This window comes from Paraglaciecola sp. 25GB23A, assembly GCF_040012495.1.
Lineage (GTDB): Bacteria > Pseudomonadota > Gammaproteobacteria > Enterobacterales > Alteromonadaceae > Paraglaciecola.
The window spans coordinates 1-21116 of record NZ_JBDYKM010000006.1; the positions used below are offsets into that span (position 1 = coordinate 1).

15 protein-coding genes and 1 pseudogene are annotated in these 21116 nt (G+C 43.9%); 11 read left to right on the forward strand and 5 right to left on the reverse strand.

Annotated elements, in window-relative coordinates:
• Positions 1–298: 298 nt before the first annotated feature.
• A pseudogene (locus ABKW31_RS11380) lies at positions 299–1264 on the forward strand (integron integrase).
• Positions 1265–1823: 559 nt separating this feature from the next.
• On the opposite strand, the gene recD reads toward ABKW31_RS11380, so the two are convergent.
• The 3 genes from recD to recC are packed head-to-tail and all read right to left on the reverse strand — an operon-like array spanning position 1824 to position 10869.
• Positions 1824–3782, reverse strand: coding sequence for an exodeoxyribonuclease V subunit alpha (gene recD, locus ABKW31_RS11385; protein ID WP_348616483.1), 1959 nt, complete (start codon positions 3780–3782; stop codon positions 1824–1826).
• Positions 3776–7420 (reverse strand): exodeoxyribonuclease V subunit beta, encoded by a 3645-nt coding sequence (recB, locus tag ABKW31_RS11390; protein ID WP_348616484.1) that lies wholly within the window; start codon positions 7418–7420, stop codon positions 3776–3778. The genes recD and recB overlap by 7 nt, the downstream gene beginning before the upstream one ends.
• Positions 7420–10869 (reverse strand): exodeoxyribonuclease V subunit gamma, encoded by a 3450-nt coding sequence (gene recC, locus ABKW31_RS11395; protein ID WP_348616485.1) that lies wholly within the window; start codon positions 10867–10869, stop codon positions 7420–7422. The genes recB and recC overlap by 1 nt, the downstream gene beginning before the upstream one ends.
• Positions 10870–11083: 214 nt before the next feature.
• On the opposite strand from recC, the gene xthA reads away from it, so the two are divergent.
• From xthA to ABKW31_RS11440, 9 genes are all read left to right on the forward strand, one after another.
• Positions 11084–11899, forward strand: a complete 816-nt coding sequence (gene xthA / locus ABKW31_RS11400) for an exodeoxyribonuclease III (protein WP_348616486.1) — start codon at positions 11084–11086, stop codon at positions 11897–11899.
• Positions 11900–11901: 2 nt separating this feature from the next.
• Complete coding sequence (locus tag ABKW31_RS11405; protein ID WP_348616487.1) at positions 11902–12558, forward strand: energy-coupling factor ABC transporter permease; 657 nt, start codon at positions 11902–11904, stop codon at positions 12556–12558.
• Between the two features lie 91 nt (positions 12559–12649).
• Entirely contained in the window at positions 12650–13297 is a 648-nt protein-coding gene (locus ABKW31_RS11410) for a TetR/AcrR family transcriptional regulator (protein WP_348616488.1), read from the forward strand.
• Positions 13284–14261 carry an HlyD family efflux transporter periplasmic adaptor subunit gene (locus ABKW31_RS11415; RefSeq protein ID WP_348616489.1) on the forward strand — a complete coding sequence of 326 codons (978 nt, stop codon included), beginning with the start codon at positions 13284–13286 and terminating at the stop codon, positions 14259–14261. The genes ABKW31_RS11410 and ABKW31_RS11415 overlap by 14 nt, the downstream gene beginning before the upstream one ends.
• Positions 14261–15193 carry an ABC transporter ATP-binding protein gene (locus tag ABKW31_RS11420; protein WP_348616490.1) on the forward strand — a complete coding sequence of 311 codons (933 nt, stop codon included), beginning with the start codon at positions 14261–14263 and terminating at the stop codon, positions 15191–15193. The genes ABKW31_RS11415 and ABKW31_RS11420 overlap by 1 nt, the downstream gene beginning before the upstream one ends.
• Positions 15190–16341 carry an ABC transporter permease gene (locus ABKW31_RS11425; protein ID WP_348616491.1) on the forward strand — a complete coding sequence of 384 codons (1152 nt, stop codon included), beginning with the start codon at positions 15190–15192 and terminating at the stop codon, positions 16339–16341. Before ABKW31_RS11420 ends, ABKW31_RS11425 begins: the two co-directional genes overlap by 4 nt.
• An 88-nt stretch (positions 16342–16429) precedes the next feature.
• A complete protein-coding gene (locus tag ABKW31_RS11430; RefSeq protein WP_348616492.1) occupies positions 16430–16864 on the forward strand; it encodes a hypothetical protein in 435 nt (144 codons plus the stop codon).
• 126 nt (positions 16865–16990) lie between these two features.
• Positions 16991–17647: a flavin reductase gene (locus ABKW31_RS11435; protein WP_348616493.1), complete on the forward strand. Its 657-nt coding sequence runs from the start codon at positions 16991–16993 to the stop codon at positions 17645–17647.
• The gene (locus tag ABKW31_RS11440) at positions 17644–18177 is read left to right on the forward strand and encodes a CIA30 family protein (protein WP_348616494.1); all 534 of its coding nucleotides are present in this window, start codon (positions 17644–17646) and stop codon (positions 18175–18177) included. The genes ABKW31_RS11435 and ABKW31_RS11440 overlap by 4 nt, the downstream gene beginning before the upstream one ends.
• A 27-nt stretch (positions 18178–18204) precedes the next feature.
• Here the strand turns inward: ABKW31_RS11440 and ABKW31_RS11445 are convergent, their stop codons facing one another.
• Complete coding sequence (locus ABKW31_RS11445) at positions 18205–18585, reverse strand: MmcQ/YjbR family DNA-binding protein (protein WP_348616495.1); 381 nt, start codon at positions 18583–18585, stop codon at positions 18205–18207.
• A 69-nt stretch (positions 18586–18654) separates the two neighbouring features.
• Positions 18655–19215, reverse strand: a complete 561-nt coding sequence (locus tag ABKW31_RS11450) for a phosphoribosyltransferase family protein (RefSeq protein WP_348616496.1) — start codon at positions 19213–19215, stop codon at positions 18655–18657.
• Positions 19216–19442: 227 nt separating this feature from the next.
• On the opposite strand from ABKW31_RS11450, the gene ABKW31_RS11455 reads away from it, so the two are divergent.
• Positions 19443–21116 (forward strand): diguanylate cyclase, encoded by a 1674-nt coding sequence (locus ABKW31_RS11455; protein ID WP_348616497.1) that lies wholly within the window; start codon positions 19443–19445, stop codon positions 21114–21116.

Consider the following 21116-nt stretch of genomic DNA (forward strand, 5'->3'; position numbering starts at 1 on the left):
TGGGCAACATTACCCACTCAGAAGTGTGGAACATCATCAGGAAAAACGCAGGCTCCGCGCAGCGGCTTAGTTCAACAATATTAATATCCGGAAAAGTTCCGTGTTTAAACACGGCATTATTCCGCCTTTTTCCATGAGTCTTTTTTAACACAGCTTATAAGGTACTGTACAGGTTAAATTTATTGCCTTTATAAAAAAGTAGTTCTGGGGAAAGACGGAAAAGTTCCAAGATCTTGCTGTTATGCGGAAGTTTTACTATAGCTGTATAAATAACCAGTTATAAAGTAAGGAAACTAAGATGGCCAAATCGATATTTTTAAACATGATAAAAGATGAAATGTTCAAGCTGCGTTATGCTAAACGAACTATCGAAAGTTATTTAAAATGGATCGGCAGTTACATTCATTTCCATCAGAAAAAACACCCTAATTTGATGCACGACACGGAAGTTGAAGCTTTCCTGTCTCATTTAGTATTAGAGCTTGATGTTGCAGCTGCAACACAAGCTTCAGCGTTAAATGCTTTGGTGTTTTTGTATAGAGATATCATTCGTCAACCATTAAATGTAAAACTCAACTTTGTTAAAAGTACAAGGCAACAGAAACTGCCTGTCGTGTTAACCACCGATGAAATGCGGCGCTTATTGGCGGTCACTAACGCTCAACAGAAACTGCCTGTTTCCATCCTTTATGCCAGCGGGTTGCGCTTAATGGAGTGTGTGAGACTGAGAGTGAAAGATATTGATTTTGATTATAAATCCATTCGAATTTGGTATGGCAAAGGGGGCAAACATCGTGTCGTTACCCTTGCTGATGAACTCATCCCTGGGCTGCGGTAACAGGTTACCCTCGTGCAACAATATTTGAACGCGGATTTAATTAACCCCGATTACTCTGGTGTGTATTTACCCCACCGTCTGCGACTCAAATATAAAAACGCCAATCGTTCGTTAGAATGGCAATATTTATTTGCCTCGCGTCAATTATCAAAAGATCCTGAAGATCAGTCCTTACGGCGTCATCACATCGATGAGTCAGCAATCCAAAAGGCCATTCGTTTTGCGGCTAAAAAGGCGCAAATTGGCAAGACAGTAACACCTCACACTTTACGTCATTCGTTTGCTACCCACCTACTTCAATCTGGTGCTGATATTCGCACCGTGCAAGACCAGCTAGGCCATGCCGATTTACGTACAACGCAGATTTACACACATATTTTACAGCGTGGAGGTAATAGTGTGGTGAGTCCATTTTCCCGTTTATAGACACCTCATTAGTCGAGAGTCGTCATACCTACGGTTCTTAATAACACTGGCTTGCGGACAATAATGCTTAAGCAGAAGATAGTTCAGGCTTGTGCGCAAAAGCTATTGGTTGATGATGAATTTTTACAATAAAAAGACGTTTCACCACAGAGCGCTGCTCGACACAGAGGCCGCGCTCACAGAGAAAGGCAAGGCAAAAATATTGATACTAAAAAAATGACTATTGAAGTGCTAACACAAAAATTAACAGCTAATTATCTAAGCAATCTTGCAGGAGCTGCCGTTAAGCGGTGTCGTCCGTAACGGATGCGATTAGTGTCGCAAAAATCAACCATAAATGGTGAATTTGCCAGCATTATTTGTTGGTCAACATATGGAGGATTATTCGCAGCGTCTAACATGTGCTCCTACCCAATATTCCAGTTTATTTTTTCCTCCCTAAACGTCTCGTCCTCTGTGCCCTCTGTGGTGAAAATAGCTTTTGCTTTTGCTTTTGCTCGCATCTAGTATCTCGAATCTAGTCCCTAGTTTCTAGTATCTAAGCACTATTTACCCCCAGCTATTTTAACCTTTGAGCTAATCCGCTGCCCCTGACACATTGTTGTTTAAGACAAATCTGCAAAGCTTGTTGCTGAGCATAGAGGGTGAATTGTTGTTTGGCTCGGGTTAGGCCAGTATATAACAGTTCGCGGCTAAGGCCCCTGCCCTTTGAGTGTTGGTTAATTAGTGGTAAACATAAATGGACTTGTTCAAATTCAGAGCCTTGACTCTTGTGAATAGTCATGGCGTATAGCGTATCGTGAGGCGGAATGCGATTGGGTAAAAAGCCGCATAATTTGCCATCAGCCATGTTGAACCATACTTTAGTTAGTGTGGGGTTGTTAGGATCTGCCATGACGATACCAATATCGCCGTTGAACAATTTGAGGTTGTGATCATTACGGGTCAATATCACTGGTCGCCCGGCATAAAAATCGGCGCTGTTATTAAGCAGTCCTTGGGCATGGAGTTCTTGCTGAACAAGTTTATTCAGTTGCATCACTCCCCAAGGTCCACTGCGTTGCGCGCACAATACTTGCTGGCGGGCCAGGCAAGCAAATGCCCGCGTTAAATCCCCTTGTTTGATAGCGGTAAAATAATCGCGAAAAATAGGCATAAGGTTAAGCACTAGGCTGTGCAGTTGTTCTTCTACCATGGCCTGAGCAAACGTTGCTTTTGGCTCTAACCACTTGATATCGGCCATTTTGGCTTCTTTTAGCAACCTAATACTCGGCTGTATCGCGCCTTGGTTAATTGTGTGAGCCAGTTGTCCAATGCCGCTTTGCGCGCTAAATCGATGACTTTTTTGTAACATCACCAAATTATCTTGGATTTTACTCGCGATATTGTGGTTTGCCTGCACATGGTCTTCACTAAGCCCTAAGCTTTGCTGTAATTGTTGTTGCATCTTAAGGCTGTAGCGATTTAAGCCGGTGTGCCTGTCGGCGCCAAGCCCAGCAGCGCAAATATCAGAGAGCACACTACCGGCCTCTACCGAGGCGAGCTGATCTTTATCACCCAGTAAAATAACCTGTGCTTTATTGGGCAAGGCAGCAAAGAGTTTACTCATTAAGGGTAAGTCCACCATCGAGGCTTCGTCGACCACTAATACGTCTAGGTGTAAGGGTTTAACGGCATTGGCTTTAAAATAGGGGCTTAGCGGTCTCGCGCCTAATAAACGGTGTATGGTTTGGCATTGTTCTGGCAAGTCTTGCTGCAGTTGTTCAGGTAATTTTTGTTTGGCGGCGGCAATAGATTCGGTTAACCGTGCCGCTGCTTTTCCTGTGGGGGCCACTAACTTAATCGATAATACCTTGCCTTGTTGTCGCGCCAAACCTTGCAATAAGGCCAGTAATTTAGTCACTGTGGTAGTTTTACCGGTGCCTGGGCCCCCCGTAATAAAACTGATCATCTGCCTCGCTGCAATACACACCGCGACCTGTTGCCAATCAATATCGGTGCCTATATCTTGGCTAAAAAGCTGCTGCAATAATGCACGGGAGCCTTGTTCATCAACCGCTTTTTGTTGCTTTGCGCGCTGCAATATTTGACTAGCCAACTCGCCTTCATATAGCCAATAGCGTTGCAGGTATAGACTGTTACCGTCTAATACAATGGGTTTATTCGCGCTTAATTTTGCGATGGTAAAAGGCAGGCTCACCACCTCAACTAAGGGGCAGTTTTGTAGGTAGGCTAGTAACTCTGTTTGTTCGGCAAAATAAAAAACCGGTGCAAAGGGTTGATCCAATTGATGTAAATCAATACAGCTGTGCTGTGCGCCTAAGCTCACACTCAAATAAGCACTTAATAGCCCCAAGTTAATATATTGGGCGGGTAGTACCTCACCTAAACCTTGGGCAATAAACAGCGCGAACGCTTTGTCTAGTGGGCGGATCAGGGCTTGGCTTTGCAACTCGTTTAATAATGCGAGTAACGCAGTTTGATGGCTTGTAATGTGCTCAAATTCTTGGCCTACCATAAATCAAGCTGTCCTTTTTCTGTCTCATTGCCGTGCTGTTCTTTGCCAGGTTTTAGCGGCGTTTTTGCTTGGCTAAAGTCAGCCAGAGGCTCACCATTAAATAAACTATCTAAGGCCATAATAAACGTTTCATCCGCTAAATAATGGTAAACCCCACTGGCTGGTTTTTCACTGTGCATGCCACGCAAAAATAAATAATAAGCGCCACCCATATGTTGCTGATAGTTATAATGTGGCAATTGCTGCCCTAACCACCGATGCAAGGCTAAGGTATATAAGATGGCTTGCAGATGATAATCATGCTCTTGCATGGCGCGTTCGAGCGAGGCAAGTTGATAGTCTGCATAATCATGGCCCAAATGGTTTGATTTATAATCGGCAACATAAAATTGACCATCAAAACTAAAGGTTAAATCGATAAAACCTTTAAGCATGCCATTAAGTTGGGCAAACTCATATTGGCGCTGTGAATGGGGCATAAAATGGTTAATAAGCTGATTAAACGCGCCCACTTGTACTTGCTTAAGGGGCATATAAAATTCCATTTCCACCTTAACTTGGCTGGCATCAAGCTGGGCTAAACTCAACTCTGCGCTACTTAGGGTGGTGGCAATATTGGCCTTCAGTACATCACTTAACCAGGTATTTAGCAGGTCGTGCCACTCTTCATTAATGGCAAACTTGATACTTTGCTGGGCAATCGCCTCAGGCAAGGTCTCGGCTTGACTAAAATCAATATTTTCTAACACACCATGTAAAAACGAGCCTGCATTTGCGCCTTTTTCAAAGGTAAAAGCGCTATGGCTTTGCTCTGAGTTCATCAGCAGCTCGTCTTCGTCAGGTTGGTCACGCCCTTCATCCAAACCGGGTATGAGTATTTCGAGGTGAGATTGCTGTTGGCTGATGGCTGAATAACTGGTTAAACGCCATTGTCTTTCAATGGGTTTAGCCAATTGCAGTGCCACCAAATCAGCCACTATCGGGCTGCTGTCTAGTGAGTCCACCGGCGCAGCCACTAAATAGGCTTGGTCTTGCTCATCGGTGGCATTAAAAGCATGGTAAGCAATCGCGGCTTGCTCACTTAAACTGAGCAACTGGGTAGCAATCAAGTCATCTTTAACATCGATACCGGCTGGCATCAAAATAGCACCAAGGGCTGTTTCTAAAAATGCCGAGCGGCGGCGTTTATCGTCACTAATATTATGCCAAACACCCACAGCGCAGTAATATTCAGCCCGCGTTAGTGCTACATACAATAAACGTACATCTTCTTCTAAACGTTCTTGCTCTGCCACCGCCATGGCTTGGTCCGAGCCTAAAAAATCCACTAACAATTGGCCCTGCTCAGCATGAAAAACCGCCGCCTGCGCTGACTTATAGCTATTACCAAAGGGGATAAATACTAAGGGATATTGCAAACCTTTAGAGGCATGTAAGGTACAAATTTGTACCAAATTAGCATCGGTTTCCAAGCGCAATTGTTGAATATCAGCGTAGTGATCAGGCTCTTGTAAACACTGACTAAACCAATGCATTAACTGCCCTTGGCCCTGCACTTCTAAGCTGCGCTGTTGTAATAGCTCCAGTACATGGCGTAAATCCGTGACACGGCGTAAACCATCGGCAAAGTGCTTGACCGCTTTTTGCTCAATTTTGAAATAGTTAATGACTTTATTCATGGCCATCATCAGGCCGAACTTTTGCCAGTCTTGATGCCACTGGTGGAACAAAGCAATTATGTTCTGCCACTCGTTGTCGTTATTAAAGAGCGCATCTAGTTCATTGGCTTGGTTGGCAAATAACTCGGTTAACAAGGCCGTTTTAACTTGTCTGTCATCACTGGGCTGACTTAAGGCGCACAATAGCCGGTAACAATCCAGCGCTGTTTGGCTGGCAAAAACACTTTTGCGGGCTAAAAACACACTGGCAATACCTTGTGCCTGCAAGGCTAATTTAACCAGTTGAGCTTCGCCGCGATTGCGCACTAATACGCAGCAGTCACCGGCCACCACGGGTCTGGTGGCTACATGGCTATCAGTGCTTAACACCTTAGCAATTTGCTGGGCGCAATGCTGCGCTAGTGCCTGCTGAGCCTGGCCCTTGGCGATAGGTCTATCATTTTCAGAGCACAAGTGCCAAAAGTCTAGACTGGTGCAAGGCTCGCCATTAATAAACAAACCTGCTTCATGTTTACCCGCTTTAACAGGGTAAAACGACAAGGCCTTTTTAGCCTTTTCGGCCTGTTGATTATTCAAGAAAAGGGTATTTACCGCAGCAATCAATTCAGGAGTTGAGCGCCAATTAGTATCGAGGGTAAATTGTTGCTGGGCAGCTACCTGATTTTTAGCTTGCACATAGGTAAAAATGTCGGCCCCACGAAAACCATAAATAGCCTGTTTGGGGTCGCCAATCATGATCCAACATGGCGCCTCGGCCGTTGTGTTGTTGTGGCCATAAATATGTTGAAAAATACCGTACTGCAGTGGATCGGTATCTTGAAACTCATCAATCAATACCGCGGGGTAACGTGTTCGTAAGGCACCTGCTAATAAATTCGATTGAGTGTCTGTATTGAGCTGTGAGCTCAGTGCGTGACCAAGATGACTTAATAGATCATCTGGCGAAATCAATTGTAATCGACTTTTGTGGCTCGCAAGATTTTGCGCAACTCGCAGCAGTGCGTCTTGGCAAAAAGCCTGCTTAAAGGTGTTGAGCATTGTTTGCTCTAATTCAGCAAGGCGCTCAAAACAACTAAAGTCTGCGTCCGGTAACGTGGCATTCTTTTTCAACGCTTTTGCAAGGGCCGCGGGGCTGTATAACAACCAGCCCTCTTTAATAAATTTGGGATGCAGCTCAGTGCTTTGACAAAAAGCTTGCATCAGCGCCAGATTAGCCGGTTTGCCAGCTATCACATTGGCTTTTAATTGGCCTTTATTCAGTTTGCTGGCCAAGTCATTTTCTAGCCACCAGCGTTTTGTCTTGGCCACTTGCCCGCTATATTGTTGATGCAAACTAAAGGCATGGCTTAGCTCAACATTTGATTGCGCTGCGGCTTTACGATTAAGCAACGGTTGTAAGGTGCTGAGTAACTTAGCGGGCTCAGACCAAATGTCTAATAATACAGATTGCACCTCGGCTGTTTGCGTCACAATATAAGTGCGCCAATAGTCAGCCACCGCCAGTTTTAACCATTCACTTTCATCTAAAATAAATTGTTGTTCATACATGGCACCGCTTTCAAAGGCATGCTCAGTTAAGGCCCGCTGGCAAAAACCATGAATGGTAAATATGGCAGCCTCGTCCATTTGTTTACTGGCCAAGGCCAAGCGTTGAGTCGCTAATGCTTTGTTGTCAATTTGCTCATACAAGGTTTGAATAAAACTATCGTCGCTGCTGCCGCGATAGAAATCCAAATATGCGCTTTGCAAGCGCTGGCGAATACGCTCCTTAAGTTCAGCCGTAGCGGCATTGGTAAAGGTCACGACTAAAATTTGCTCAACATTTAGCGCCTGACATTCATGGCCAAGTAACTGACGCAAATACAAATTAACAATGGTATAGGTTTTACCGGTACCGGCACTCGCTTCAATCAAAGAGGCACCATGTAGGGGAAACGTTAGGGTATTAAGTGGCTGCATTACACGTCACTCAACTGTTGAATGGGCAATAGAATTTGCTCACTTAATTGGCAGAATTCATTAAAAACCGCATTAAGATCGGGGCAAACTCGATAAATATGCGGCTCGGCATTTTCCGCAAAGTTAAAGCCCCCCTCTTGACCACTAAAGGTATCCAGTACTTTTTGTTTGTCCCCGCTGCTTATCCACTGCCAGCCGGATTCTGGATAAAAGGGTAATAATTGCTGTTGGCCTTTGATAAACAAGGCCACCAGCTCGGCTAATGTTTGCAGCGCATCGTGTTGTTTGATGTGGGCCAAGGGCCAACTTTTTACAGATTTGCCATCCAGCTCAATAAACACCGCTTGCTGCATGGCTGCCTCACTGTCTTGCGCGCAGATACACAGCCAGGTTAAATAGGTATGTAAGCGGTCTTTGGCGCGCAGTTTACCGCTGCGCCACAAAATCAATTGGCTGCCATAAATCTGCTCAACTTGCCCTTGAATATTCAGCTGCACTACTTGGTTTTGATACTGGCAACTCAAGCTCAGGTCAATAGCTAACAATCGGGCTTTGTGCCCCGCTGCGTGGTCTGCCATGGCTTGGGCTAAACCTTGACTGCTATTAATAATAGTTTGCAAAGCATTGAGGCCCGAGTAGCCCACCGGTAATAGGCCTTCGGCTCGCAACTGCTGGGCAAAGTAAGCACAAATATCACCTTTGTTTAGACTGTCATTTTGTTGTTCTTGAATTAACTCCGACATTAACCTGTCGTTAAGTTGGTACTTATCTAATCCATCAAAACTAAAGGGCTCTTGGTCGAGTAATTCATCACCTAGGCCACTAAACCGACATTGCCAGCGTTGCATAAAAAATGCTTTGGCAGGATTAATAAAAAATTGAATTAGTTCATCTAGGCTGATATCCACTGGCATACCGTCAATACATAAACGCTCATGTTCAACGCTGTACAAAGCAGGTAATGCTTGCTCGTTAAAACGATGAATTTCAATGACTTGCTGGCGAGTTAAGGCCACTTGTGAGGCTTGTTCGTTGTAACTAGGCAGTCTTGGATTACCCATAAAATAATCGTCAGCAAAGGGCTGCAAACTGTGCTCAGTCGTCATTTGTGCGCGCAGGTTTTTACAGGTAATGTCAGGCACCAGTGTCAATTCGCCCACCAAGGCAAAACCCTGCTCACAATATTCAAGCAGTTCACTGACTAAAATCGACGGGCTTAATGCAGTATTGTCTTTTTGACTGGTGCCAAGATAACTAATATAGAGTGTTTCACGCGCTGACAATAAGGCTTCTAAAAATAAATAACGATCGTCTAAGCGCCGCGAGCGATCGCCACGTTTTGCTTTTGATACGCGCATTAAATCAAAGCCGACAGGCACGGTTTGGCGCGGATAATCTGCGTCATTCATGCCCAGTAAACACACCATCTTAAACGGAATACTGCGCATCGGCATTAAGGTACAAAAGTTCACATAGCCGGCCAAAAACCGTTGACCCACGCCTTTTTCATTAAGCTGTTGCTCCACTTCGGCGACAAATACCCCTTGATCGATGGGGCTATCACATTGGCTTTGATGACTGGCTATTTGCTCAAGAACTTCCCGTAATTGACTCAGCTCTATGCCCTCAGCTTCATCACTTTCGTATATCGCATCAATAATATCCATTGCCCCCGCCACTTTGTCGGCCAAACTGGCGCGCTGCTGACAATAGGCTAAAACCACTAATAACTGCTGAGCAAAGAGATAAAACTTACCTAAGGCGACCGCTTGTTGACCTTCAATATCCCCATAGGGCGAAATGCTCTGTTGCTGATAAGCCAACAGTTGCCCACCATCCATGGCGTAACCTGCCAGTAGTCGCTGTAAACCAAACAACCAGGTGTTTTGCCCTTGCTCTGGTAAGTCCCAGCGGCTTTTGTCCTGCTCATCCCAGCCCCAACGCACACCTGCATCAGCTAACCAATGTTGCAACAAAGCGTATTCTTGCTCACTAATGGCAAATTTTCGCAATACCGCAGGTACCGCCAGCCATGTCATTACCTCACTTAAGGTCAGGCGGCTTTGCTCAAGTTTCATTAACTGCACAAAACTGTTTAATAGCGGTGATTCTTCACTCATATTGCGATCAGATATACCAAAAGGAATGTAGCGATGACTCGGTGCGGCGCCAAATACCCCTTCGATAAACGGGGCATACACGCCCACATCAGGCATCATTACAATCACATCACCAGGTTGGCAATCTGGATTATGGGCAAGCCAATCCAGCAGTTGATCGTGTAATACTTCGAGTTCGCGCACCCGAGAATGGCAAGCGTGTAATTGAATCGACCGATCGCTGCTGGCGATTTCTATTTTTGGAAAGTCTTGGCCATTACTCAATAATTCAGTGGGGCTTAAACTGTCAAAGCTGTGCCTAAATTGCAGTTCATATATTTCAGCCTGCATATGTTCCAGCATTGTATGGGGCTCAGTATCGACAAAATAATCATGCTGCTGCACATCAAACATCAGCAACATATCTTGATAATCACGGCCCAATTTGCCCCAAGAGGCCAACAGTGGATTACCCGCTTGCAAATAATCAGGCTCTTGGCTTTGCCCTTGGTTTTTGATTAACTGTTGTAAGTTAGCCCGCGCCATGGTTTTGCCATCAACAATGTCCCCCCAGTAATGCTGACTGGGGTTAAACCAGAAAACAAATACATCACGGTTTATCGCCAAGGCATCGAGTACTTCAAGCTGTTGCTGCGGCATCGCGGATAAACCAAACACATACAAGGGTTTTGCCACTCCAGCGCTATTAGTCTGCTCAGCCAGTTTTGTTAATAGTTGTTGATGCAAATTAGCCCGATGATAAACCGACTCACCTAAGCCCTGACTCATTTCACACAAGGCGCGCCACAATATGCCTTGCCATGGATGCAAGCTCTCATCGGGACCAGCATCACTGCTCGTTTGTTGTTGATCTGCCCCACGCTCTGACGAAGTTGTTTCCCAGCCTAAGATCCACTCGGGTCGATACACCAAATATTGGTCATAAATGTCGGCAATTTTATGGGCTAATTGATATTGCTTGAGCAGTGGTGCCTTATCTAAATAACTGGCGATTGCACTAAATTCAGCTTGCTGCAACATCTTCGGCAGCAAACTCATTAACTTCCAAGTCATATTCGGCTTGGTGAAGGCTGATTGCTCTGGCAGATGATCAATATGCTGGCGGTATAAATTCCAGATAAAACTAGAGGGCAGCGGAAACTCAATATTGGCGGCAATACCGCGTTTTTCAGCAATTTGAATTTTTAACCACTGCGACATACCGGGGCTTTGAACGAGGATAGTGTCGGCAACAAACACAGAGGCACCTTGTTTGTCTTGTTGACTTAAACAGTCAATCAAACTGTCAGCCAGGATTTCCATTTTATTTGACTGAACGAGATGCAACATAGGGTTATCAGGTCTTTTGTTGTTGTTTATTATCTTTTGTAGTGTATCAAAGTCTCTGATTTTGATACTAATTTTCTTTGCCTTTCTGCTAGTGACTGTGGCGATTAAGACAAATTTGCTCAATGAATTTAATTCAGCTCTACGCGACTATTTGCTACCATAGCGACAGTTTACGCTCTGTGCGTTTGTTTGTTAATTTCACTTAGGTCAGGCAATGAAAGTAGTTTCTTTTAATATCAACGGTATCCGAGCTCGTTTACACCAACTTCAGGCCCTTATCGATAAACACCAACCGGATATTATTGGCTTACAAGAGATAAAGGTGGATAACCCACAATTTCCCATCGCTGATGTTGAAGCCATGGGCTATCACGTTTATTTTCATGGTCAAAAAGGCCATTATGGTGTTGCCATGTTATGCAAGCAGCCAGCCATTAATGTTCAATACGGGTTTCCAACAGACGAAGAAGATGCCCAGCGTCGAATGATTATGGTGGATTACCCACTAACGAACGGCAAAAGCGTGCGCGTGCTCAATGGTTATTTTCCGCAAGGCGAAAACCAAAATCATGAAACTAAATATCCAGCCAAACGTAAGTACTATCAAGACTTAATGCACTACCTCAATCAATACCATAGTGCCGATGAGGCAGTTATCGTGATGGGTGATGTTAATATATCTCATACCGATGCGGATATCGGTATCGGCGAAGTTAATCGCAAACGCTGGTTACAAACCGGTAAATGTAGTTTTTTACCGGAAGAAAGAGTGTGGTTAAACACTCTGATTGATTGGGGTTTTGTTGATGGTTTTAGGCATCTTTATCCGGCGCAAACGGAAAAATTCAGTTGGTTCGACTATCGCTCCAAGGGTTTTAATGACAACCGAGGTTTGCGCATTGATCTTATTTTAGCCACCCACGTTTTACATGAGCAGCTGTTAGAGGCTGACGTTGATTATGAACTCAGAGGCATTGAAAAGCCCTCTGATCACGCGCCCATCTGGGCCGTTTACCAGATCAAAGAATAACTATGCCCTATTTTAGTGACATTCAAAGTGTGGCTCTATTTGTTAGTATCATTGCCGGTTTTTTTATTGGTAAAAAGCTGGCGTTTGAGCAATTAGTTAAGGACAAACAATGCCAACATTTAGTGTTTGGCAGTGCGGTATGTCTCACCTTATTGTGGGCTATTCAAACGGGTATTCCCGGCTCTCCACAGGTGCATTTTTTATGGTTGTCTGCTCTGCCCTTACTGTTGGGCTTTAGGTGGGCGATGTTGGCCAGTCTAATGGCCTTACTCAGTTTAACCTTGGTGGGCGTTGAACAGATTTCGATGCTGGGCATTAATTTCTTAGTGAGTTGCTTGGCACCCATAGGCTTAACCTATGGCATTTATAGTTTGACCTTTCACAAGCTGCCTAGAAATGTCTTTGTCTATATATTTCTGTGTGCGTTTATCCCAGGCGCACTGACTATTGGCTTAAAAATGCTGTTGATGAGTGGCTATTACTATTTTGATGGGATTTACACCTGGCAGCACCTGCTAGATAACTATTTGATGATCACGACTCTATTGATGTTCCCAGAAGCGATGTTTAATGGCATGACCATTACCCTACTTATCATCTACAAACCTCATTGGGTTTTCACTTTCTACGACAAACATTATCTTGATTCTAAAAACTAATTGATTGCATAAAAACTTACTTGTTTTTACCTGTAAATAGGACTATTTTAAATGACTGACCAGTCAGTTATTTAAAGTAATCCTATTTAATATGCAAAGAGCCACAACAGACCACGCCAAAGATCAGCGCCGAAATAGCCTGCTCCATGCTGCCCTCAATGAATTTTTCAACAAGGGCTTCAGCGCAGCGCGCATGGAAGATATTGCTAAACACGCCCAAGTGAGTAAAGGCACCCTGTATTTATATTTCGCCAATAAACAAGACTTGTTTAAAGCCCTTATTGAAGAAGTCGCGATCCCTACTATCAGTCGAACCAGCCAACATGCCCTAGCGACTAAAACTGGCGCTGAGGCACTGCAAACCTTGATGCAAAACATAGCGGGACTTATTCGTGATACTCCCCTACCTAAATTAGTTAAAGTGATTATTGCCGACGGTAAGGCCTTCCCTGAACTGGTAAAATTTTATCGTGAACAGATGCTTGAACGCATGTTTAATTTACTCGAAACCCTGATAACTCGCTCGGTTGAATCAAAAGAATGGCAGTGCAGCGATATCCCCATGACAGCACGTTTGATTGTGGCACCCATTATCTTTTCAGTGGTGTGGCGCATGGTATTTGAAGTCAGTGAAGATGAAAAAAGCCAGCTTAACCTTGACGCGCTCTTTAAGCTGCATACACAGTATTTATTGCTAATACTCAGCACCAATTCGGAGACAAACAATGATAAGTCATAACACATGGGCTGGGCACAAATTGAGTATAGTACTGTTGTGTATTAGCAGCTTAGTTGGCTGTAATGTCGATCCACAACAAACTGTATTTACCGGTTATGTTGAAGCTGAATTAGTCTATATTGCTGCCCCTCAAGCAGGATGGATAGAGGACATGCCATGGCAAGCAGGCGAGCAAATTAACATCAATCAACTCGCGTTTGCATTGGACAATCAACAGCAAAGCGCCGCAGTACAAGAAGCTAAAGCCCGGCTAGAACAAGCTCAAGCTCTAGAGCGCAATGGCATCAGTGGTGCCAGAGCAGAAGAACTAGCAGAACTGGCCGCTCAAGAGAATCAAGCGATGGTTGCCATGCAATTTGCCGCCTCAGAAAAAAAACGCTGGAACGCCTTAGTCGAACAAGGCTTAGCCCCTGCCTCTAAATCATCTCAAGTTGATGCCGATTATAAAAGTAGCGTCGCTAAACTGGATACAATTCAAGCCAGTATTAAGGTGGCCAAATTAGGCGTAAGGCAAGAGCTTACCAACAGTGCAATTGCAGCCCAAAAAGCCGCGCAATCTAATCTAGACCAGGCCCAGTATCTTTTATCACAACGCCATGTTATCTCCCATGTTGCGGGGCAAGTGGAAGAGCTATTTTATCGTCAAGGCGAATTTGTCAGCACAGGGAAACCGGTCATAGCAGTCTTGCCTGCTGACGCTCTTATTGTGCGTTTTTTTGTGCCACAGGCCGCTTTAAGTGATTTTAATGTTGGAGATAAGGTTAAGGTAAATGCTGATGGTGTCGCCGCCACAATTGAGGCGCGCATATTTCATATTGCCCGCTCAGCTGAATTTACCCCACCGGTTATTTTTGACCAACAATCGCGCCAAAAACTGATGTTTTTAGTCGAAGCGCGACTACCAAGCAAGGAAGCATCAAACATATCCCTGAGGCCCGGACTGCCAGTTGAAGTGAGTCGCTAATGACCAAGCAAGAATTAGCCGTTGATGTGCGTGGCTTAGTCAAACGCTTCGGCAACAAAATAGCCGTTAATGGAGTTGATATACAATTACCGAAGGGGCAAGTGTGGGGATTTTTAGGGCCCAATGGTTCAGGTAAAACCACGACTATTCGCATGATATGTGGCTTGCTTAGCACAGATGAAGGCAGTGGCCATTGTTTGGGCTTTGATATTATCAAACAAGCACCACAAATTCGTCGATTAACCGGCTACATGACACAAAAGTTTTCGTTTTGGAACGACTTAACCATCCGCGAAAACCTCGATTTTGTGGCACGCTTATATGCACTCCCTAAACGGCGCACGGTAGTGGATAACACCTTAGAAAAACTGCAATTGCAACATCGTCAAAATCAACTAGCTGGCCAGCTTAGCGGCGGGTGGAAGCAGCGTTTAGCCTTAGCGGCAGTCACCATGCATAATCCCAAGTTATTGCTGCTCGACGAGCCTACTGCTGGGGTTGATCCGCAAGCCAGACGGGATTTCTGGGATGAAATCCATCACCTCTCGGCCAGTGGTTTAACCGTATTAGTTTCAACCCATTACATGGATGAAGCCGAGCGTTGTGACAAAATTGTTTATCTCGCCCATGGCCAACTCATTACCCAAGGCACGGTGCAAGACATCATTAGTAACGCAAAGTTATTCACTTATAAGGCTATCGGCGAAGGCGTGCGTTTGGCGGCCGAAACATTACGCGCTCAGCCAGCGGTCGCCCATGCCGCGTATTTTGGCTCGGCGCTGCATGTCAGTGGTTATGATCAGAGTGCCTTGTTAAGCGCTATCCAAAGCCATACGCCCAATATCCATTGGCAAGCTGTTGAGCCTAGTTTAGAAGATGTTTTTATTGCTTTAATGGACAATGCAGGTCAAGACAAACGGAGTTATCAATGAGCTCACTGAGCCGTTCATTTTTGTCAAGCATTAGCCGATTGTTGGCTATTGCGAATAAAGAATTGATCCAAATGCGCCGCGATCGCATGACCTTTGCCATGATGTTGGGTGTGCCCATGATGCAGCTGATGTTATTTGGCTATGCGATCAACACCGATCCTAAACTGATGCCCACGGCGGTAGTCACTGAAGAGCAAAGCCCTGTGGTGCGCACTATTTTACAAGGGCTGCAAAATTCAGGCTATTATCATCTGACTCACCACCTAGCAGATCATGCACAAGCTGATGCCCTGCTGGCTCAAGGTGATGTGTCGTTTATTATTACCATTCCCAGTGGCTTTACCCGCCAGCTAATTAGGGGCGAAAGGCCGCAGTTGTTGATTGAAGCTGATGCCTCAGACCCTTCAGCCTCTTCTAACGCGATTAGCCGCGCGCAAACTATTATCGACTCCGCCTTAAGACACGAGTTAAAAGGCGCTGTTAGTGAACTAAACGTCGGCCTTTCCCCTGTAGATTTAGTCATTCACCGACGTTATAACCCCCAAGGATTAACCCAATATAATATTGTACCTGGCCTACTTGGGGTAATCATCACCATGACGATGGTTATGATTACCGGTATGGCCATGACCCGGGAAGTAGAACAAGGCACCATTGAAAATTTATTGGCCATGCCTGCTAAACCCCTCGAAGTCATGTTGGGTAAAATCATGCCTTATGTAGGCGTTGGGGCGATACAAACTGGTATTATCTTACTTGCTGCTCGTTATCTGTTTGACGTACCTTTTGCTGGTTCTTTGTCTCTTTTACTGGCTGCGGTGGCCTTGTTTATTGTGGCGAATCTTGCCTTAGGGTTTACCTTTTCCACCTTGGCTAAATCACAAATGCAAGCCATGCAACTGACCTTCTTTTTCTTTTTGCCTTCCTTATTACTGTCGGGTTTTATGTTTCCGTTTCGCGGCATGCCCCAATGGGCCCAGTGGCTAGGTGAAGTCTTACCACTCACCCATTTTTTGCGGATCGTGCGCGGCGTCATGCTTAAAAGTGCCGATTTGGGCAGTATTCAGTATGAACTGTTAGCTATTATCGCGTTTACTTTAGCGGTAGGATTAATTGCCATGACTCGCTATAAACGTACTCTCGATTGATAGCGGTTAATAATCTACACTAAAGCATATTGTGTTTTTTATCAGCTTCCTTATAATCAATTCACACTAGGCTAAAACAGCAAGTTTTATGAGTTTTAACTTTCCGCCACATGGCACTTATAGTTTGAAAATCAGCAACAATATAATCGTTGCTAGACTTGCTGGGAGCTGGAATAAGGAGTGTGCTCAAAATTATGCGCAAGATTTTAAATCCACAGCAAATGCACTCAGCCACCAATCTTGGGGCCATTTAGTTTATTTAGATGATTGGGAACTAGGCGTACCTGAGATAACGCCTATTATCCAAGAATTAGTCGATTGGTGTACTCATAACGGACTTAAAAAGTCAGCACAGATTTATTGTCAATCCATGACCAAAAGATATTCTTTGGATAAAATGATCATTGAGAGATGTGAAGATTTTGAACGGCAAATATTTACTGAAGAGTTATCCGCCATCTCTTGGCTGGACTTATCCGGTTTTACCCTCTGCCAAAGTACTGAGTCTTCAGCACCAGTATAAGCGCTATACTTTGAGTGATAGTCGCAAGCCTTTTTAAAAATATGATGCGATCTCTTAATACAAATTAATCGTTTAAGGGTTTACTTCCTAGTTACATTCAATACGTTTACGAGTTAATCTCAGATAATGCATATAAACCAACAGCAAATTACAGACTATGAAAGTCAATATCGCGCCAGACTGATCAACAGTTTATCGGGTTTTAAAAGCGCAAACTTGGTTGGAACGATCAACGACAAAGGCGTGACTAATTTATCTATAATCAGTTCTGTTTTTCATATTGGAGCGTCACCAGCGCTTGTGGGGTTGATTATTCGCCCACATTCAGTACCCAGACACACCTTTGAAAATATCCAGCAAACTAAACGCTACACTATCAATCACGTATCTGCAGGCTTTTGGCAGCAAGCCCACCAAACTTCAGCTCGTTATGCCCATGATAAGTCTGAATTCACTGCAGTAGGATTAGAAGAAGAATATATCGACGGCTGCATTGCTCCTTTTGTGAGGCAAAGCAAACTGAAATATGCCCTTGAGCTGCGCGAAGTTATTCATTTGGCGATTAACGGTACTGAATTAGTCATCGGAGAAATCACCGATATTATGGTGGATCACCAGGCTATTCGTAAGGATGGCTACATTGATATTGAATCACTAGAAACAGTCAGTGTATCGGGTTTAGACAGCTACCATAGGAGCCAACGTTTAGCGCGCTTGACCTACGCCAAGCCAGAAAAACCCCTAACAAACTTGAGTTTAGATGGAGAGGAAGGTGACAAGTGAAATTATTTGTAGTTTGCGGCTGGCTTGTCATGCTTTCGATTAAGTCCGTGATGGCCGAAAGTTTAGTCCCTGATCTTAGATGGTATATCGTCAACGACTCAGTCATGGGCGGCATATCCAACAGTAAAATGACCATTGAGCAAAATGAAATGAGTTTTACTGGTCAATTATCTTTGGCCAATAACGGCGGCTTCGCTTCCGTTCGGGCCCAACTGATGCGAGAAATGGGAGAACAACAACAAATTTCTTTTAAGGTCAAAGGTGACGGCAGAGTGTATCAATTTAGACTACGTACTTCTGATAGAATGGATGGTATCGCTTATAAGGTTGAATTTAAGACCAAAGGTAATAATAAATGGCAGCAATTCGATTTTAACGCCAATGATTTTGTCGCCAGTTTCAGAGGTCGGATAATAAGTAATGCTCCGCGATTACAATTTGCTGATGTCAGTCAATTGGGTTTTCTGATTGCTGACAAAAATCTCAGTCCTTTCAAATTAATTATCAGCGACATTTCGGTAAGCAAGTAATGGCTGAACCCACGCGGCTAAGATTGACTAAAGATGCAACTGAATTGCGCTTTGCTGTTGTTTAGGTAAATTGCTAACCACTAAGTTGAACGAGTTATCGATCATTCGTTCAATTTCACCCACAGGAATAGAGCCGTCAAGAATGAGCGTATTCCAGTGTAGTTTATTCATATGATATCCCGGAATAATAGCAGGGAATATATCCCGAAGCATCACAGCCTCTTGCGGATCACATTTTAGATTTAGCCACCAATAAGCAGGTTTATCTGCTTGCTGCTGATCGGGCTTGCCTAAAGACAATAGAGCAAACAACTTATTGTTGACTTTAAATACACTCACTCCTTCACCAAAAGGAAATGATTCGGTAGAAAAAGGCTTGGATAACAAATATTGTTTGATGTTTTTCATTACAAACCTCAAAATTAGGGCAGTTACCTGCCCTTGTCATGACTAGCAATAGATTCTAATTAGCCACGATTACTGTTTTAGTAAGTGCATAACATTAACCAAATCTTTTTTACCATGAAGTATCTCATCGGGAGTCAGCCCATCGATTTCATGGGGAAACACTAACCATTCTTCAGATGTATGCACATAATAATGTGGGACTAGATCGGTTTTGTTGTTTTTAGGTTTGTAATAAGGTGTAGCAATGCGCACATCATGGGGCATATTGGCGCGCGACAATTTTTTAATTTGCTTGATTAAGGCCTCAACACTGCGACCTGAATCAAATACATCATCCACAATAAGCAAAGTATCATCGGCATTGGCATTTTCAATCAAATAATGTAAACCATGGACTTTTATGGTTTTAGATTGTTGGTCGATGCCGTAATAAGAAGAGGTACGCACAGCAATATGGTCTGTGACTACTTTTTTAAAATCGAAATACTCTTGAACCGCGATACCAATCGGTGCACCACCGCGCCAAATACCGATAATAAAAGTGGGTCTAAACCCATCATCAAATACTTGTGCAGCAACACGAAATGAATCTTCAAGCAATTGCTGGGCGGTAATAAACGTTTTTTCCATGTACACAAACCTTAATAATGTGTGCTCCTAACCTTGATAGAAAGGAACCAAACTTGTTAACAGCTAGGCATTATATACCTAAGTCGATCACTTGGAGAACTGAATGCCAATAAATCTAGTAAAATCATCAGAAACAAGCCGAGTAATCATCCTTAATCTATTGAAAAAAACCCTATTTGCGTGCAAAGTATTTTTTGTCGTCGTTTTATCAACTTATCAGTACGCCAATGCATCAGTGGTACCATAATTTTCGTTACCGATTAACCTTATTAATAGGCGTATTGGTGATCGTTTTAGGTATTGGTTTTGTCAGTGTCATCTACCATGTCGCCTCACAAAAGTTAACCTCTGCCAGTAGTGAAGAATTAAATAATATCGCGCGCTCAACTGCCAATATGTTGGCTGCCACACTCAATGAACGACAACGCGAGATTATTTTGCTGAGCAAACGACAGATATTTGAGTCAGCAGACACTAATTTGCAACCCGTGCGTGACGCGATAAATCTGATGCAAGATTCCTACTCTCATTATGCCTGGATTGGTTTTGCCAGTGTTCAAGGCATTGTCGTTGCATCGGGCAAGGGGCGCTTAGAAGGAGTTGATGTAAGTCAGCGCCCTTGGTTTGTCCAAGGGCTTAAACAAACTTACCTCGGCGATTTACATGAGGCCGTATTATTGGCCAGCAAACTAACCGTTGCTGACAATACGGAACCTTTAAGGTTTGTTGATTTTTCTGCGCCAGTATTTAAAAGTGACGGCACGTTATTGGGCGTGGTGGCAACCCATGCAAATTGGTCATGGATCAGCGAAGTGCTGGCTTCCACCATGCCACAAAATGCCATAGAACGTGGGGTAGACGTTTTTATCACTGACCGCGAAGGTCAAGTATTGTTTCCATTTAGCAGTATTGGCAAAATTAACATACCGCAAACATTGCATCTTAACGGCCAAAGTCGCCCCATTATTTGGCAAGATGGCATTGAATATGTGAGCAGTCAAATTCCAGTAAAGACTATCAAAGACACAGAGTTATTTTGGCAGGTTGTGGTGCGTCAACCAACAGACAAAGCCTTATTAAGCGCTAGGGATTTATTAAAAAATGTACTGTGGCTAAGCCTCTTTGCCGCCTTATTTAGCATGGCACTGGTCTACAAATTGGCCAGTAAATTCAGTTTGCCGATTGAGTCGTTAGCCAATACGGCTAAACAAATTCAACAAGGCAATATCCTTGTTAATTTCAACATAAACAACAAATTAACTGAAATCAGTAGCCTTGCTCAATCATTACAAACGATGACAACGACCTTGTTAATGCGAGAAAATGCCCTAGCAGATATTAACAAAACCCTCGAACAAAAAGTAATAGAACGTACCGCCGCTTTAGAAACCGCCAATATTGAACTCAAAGAATTAGCCCGTCGTGATCCCTTAACCGGTATTGCCAATAGGCTCGCTATGGCAGAGGCCTTGCGTCATGAGTTTTTACTCTATAAACGCAGTGCAGTTCGGTTTGCGGTGATTATTTTAGATATTGACCATTTTAAGCGGGTAAACGACGAATACGGCCATGCGACAGGTGACATTGTACTAAAAAAGATGGCGAATCTGATCACCGAGTCCATTCGTGAAACAGATATGGTCGCCCGTTTTGGCGGTGAAGAGTTTTTAATTCTGTTACCCAATACCGATGAAACAGCGATAAGTGTGGCCAAAAAAATCTGTCAGGCAGTGGCAAATTATACCTTTCCTACCAAACATGCTATTACCGTCAGTATAGGCGTGGCTATTATTGCTAACATAGACCAAAACCAAGATGCCTTGGTTCATCGCGCTGATCAGGCGTTGTACAAGGTAAAAAATTCAGGACGCAACAATGTACTGATGGCTAATGAGCGCTAA

Bases quoted from the DNA above. Each gene is read 5' to 3' on its own strand.
- recD (WP_348616483.1), bottom strand. From the start codon at position 3,782: ATGGTAGGCCAAGAATTTGAGCACATTACAAGCCATCAAACTGCGTTA.
- recB (WP_348616484.1), bottom strand. From the start codon at position 7,420: ATGCAGCCACTTAATACCCTAACGTTTCCCCTACATGGTGCCTCTTTG.
- recC (WP_348616485.1), bottom strand. From the start codon at position 10,869: ATGTTGCATCTCGTTCAGTCAAATAAAATGGAAATCCTGGCTGACAGT.
- xthA (WP_348616486.1), top strand. From the start codon at position 11,084: ATGAAAGTAGTTTCTTTTAATATCAACGGTATCCGAGCTCGTTTACAC.
- ABKW31_RS11405 (WP_348616487.1), top strand. From the start codon at position 11,902: ATGCCCTATTTTAGTGACATTCAAAGTGTGGCTCTATTTGTTAGTATC.
- ABKW31_RS11410 (WP_348616488.1), top strand. From the start codon at position 12,650: ATGCAAAGAGCCACAACAGACCACGCCAAAGATCAGCGCCGAAATAGC.
- ABKW31_RS11415 (WP_348616489.1), top strand. From the start codon at position 13,284: ATGATAAGTCATAACACATGGGCTGGGCACAAATTGAGTATAGTACTG.
- ABKW31_RS11420 (WP_348616490.1), top strand. From the start codon at position 14,261: ATGACCAAGCAAGAATTAGCCGTTGATGTGCGTGGCTTAGTCAAACGC.
- ABKW31_RS11425 (WP_348616491.1), top strand. From the start codon at position 15,190: ATGAGCTCACTGAGCCGTTCATTTTTGTCAAGCATTAGCCGATTGTTG.
- ABKW31_RS11430 (WP_348616492.1), top strand. From the start codon at position 16,430: ATGAGTTTTAACTTTCCGCCACATGGCACTTATAGTTTGAAAATCAGC.
- ABKW31_RS11435 (WP_348616493.1), top strand. From the start codon at position 16,991: ATGCATATAAACCAACAGCAAATTACAGACTATGAAAGTCAATATCGC.
- ABKW31_RS11445 (WP_348616495.1), bottom strand. From the start codon at position 18,585: ATGAAAAACATCAAACAATATTTGTTATCCAAGCCTTTTTCTACCGAA.
- ABKW31_RS11450 (WP_348616496.1), bottom strand. From the start codon at position 19,215: ATGGAAAAAACGTTTATTACCGCCCAGCAATTGCTTGAAGATTCATTT.
- ABKW31_RS11455 (WP_348616497.1), top strand. From the start codon at position 19,443: ATGCATCAGTGGTACCATAATTTTCGTTACCGATTAACCTTATTAATA.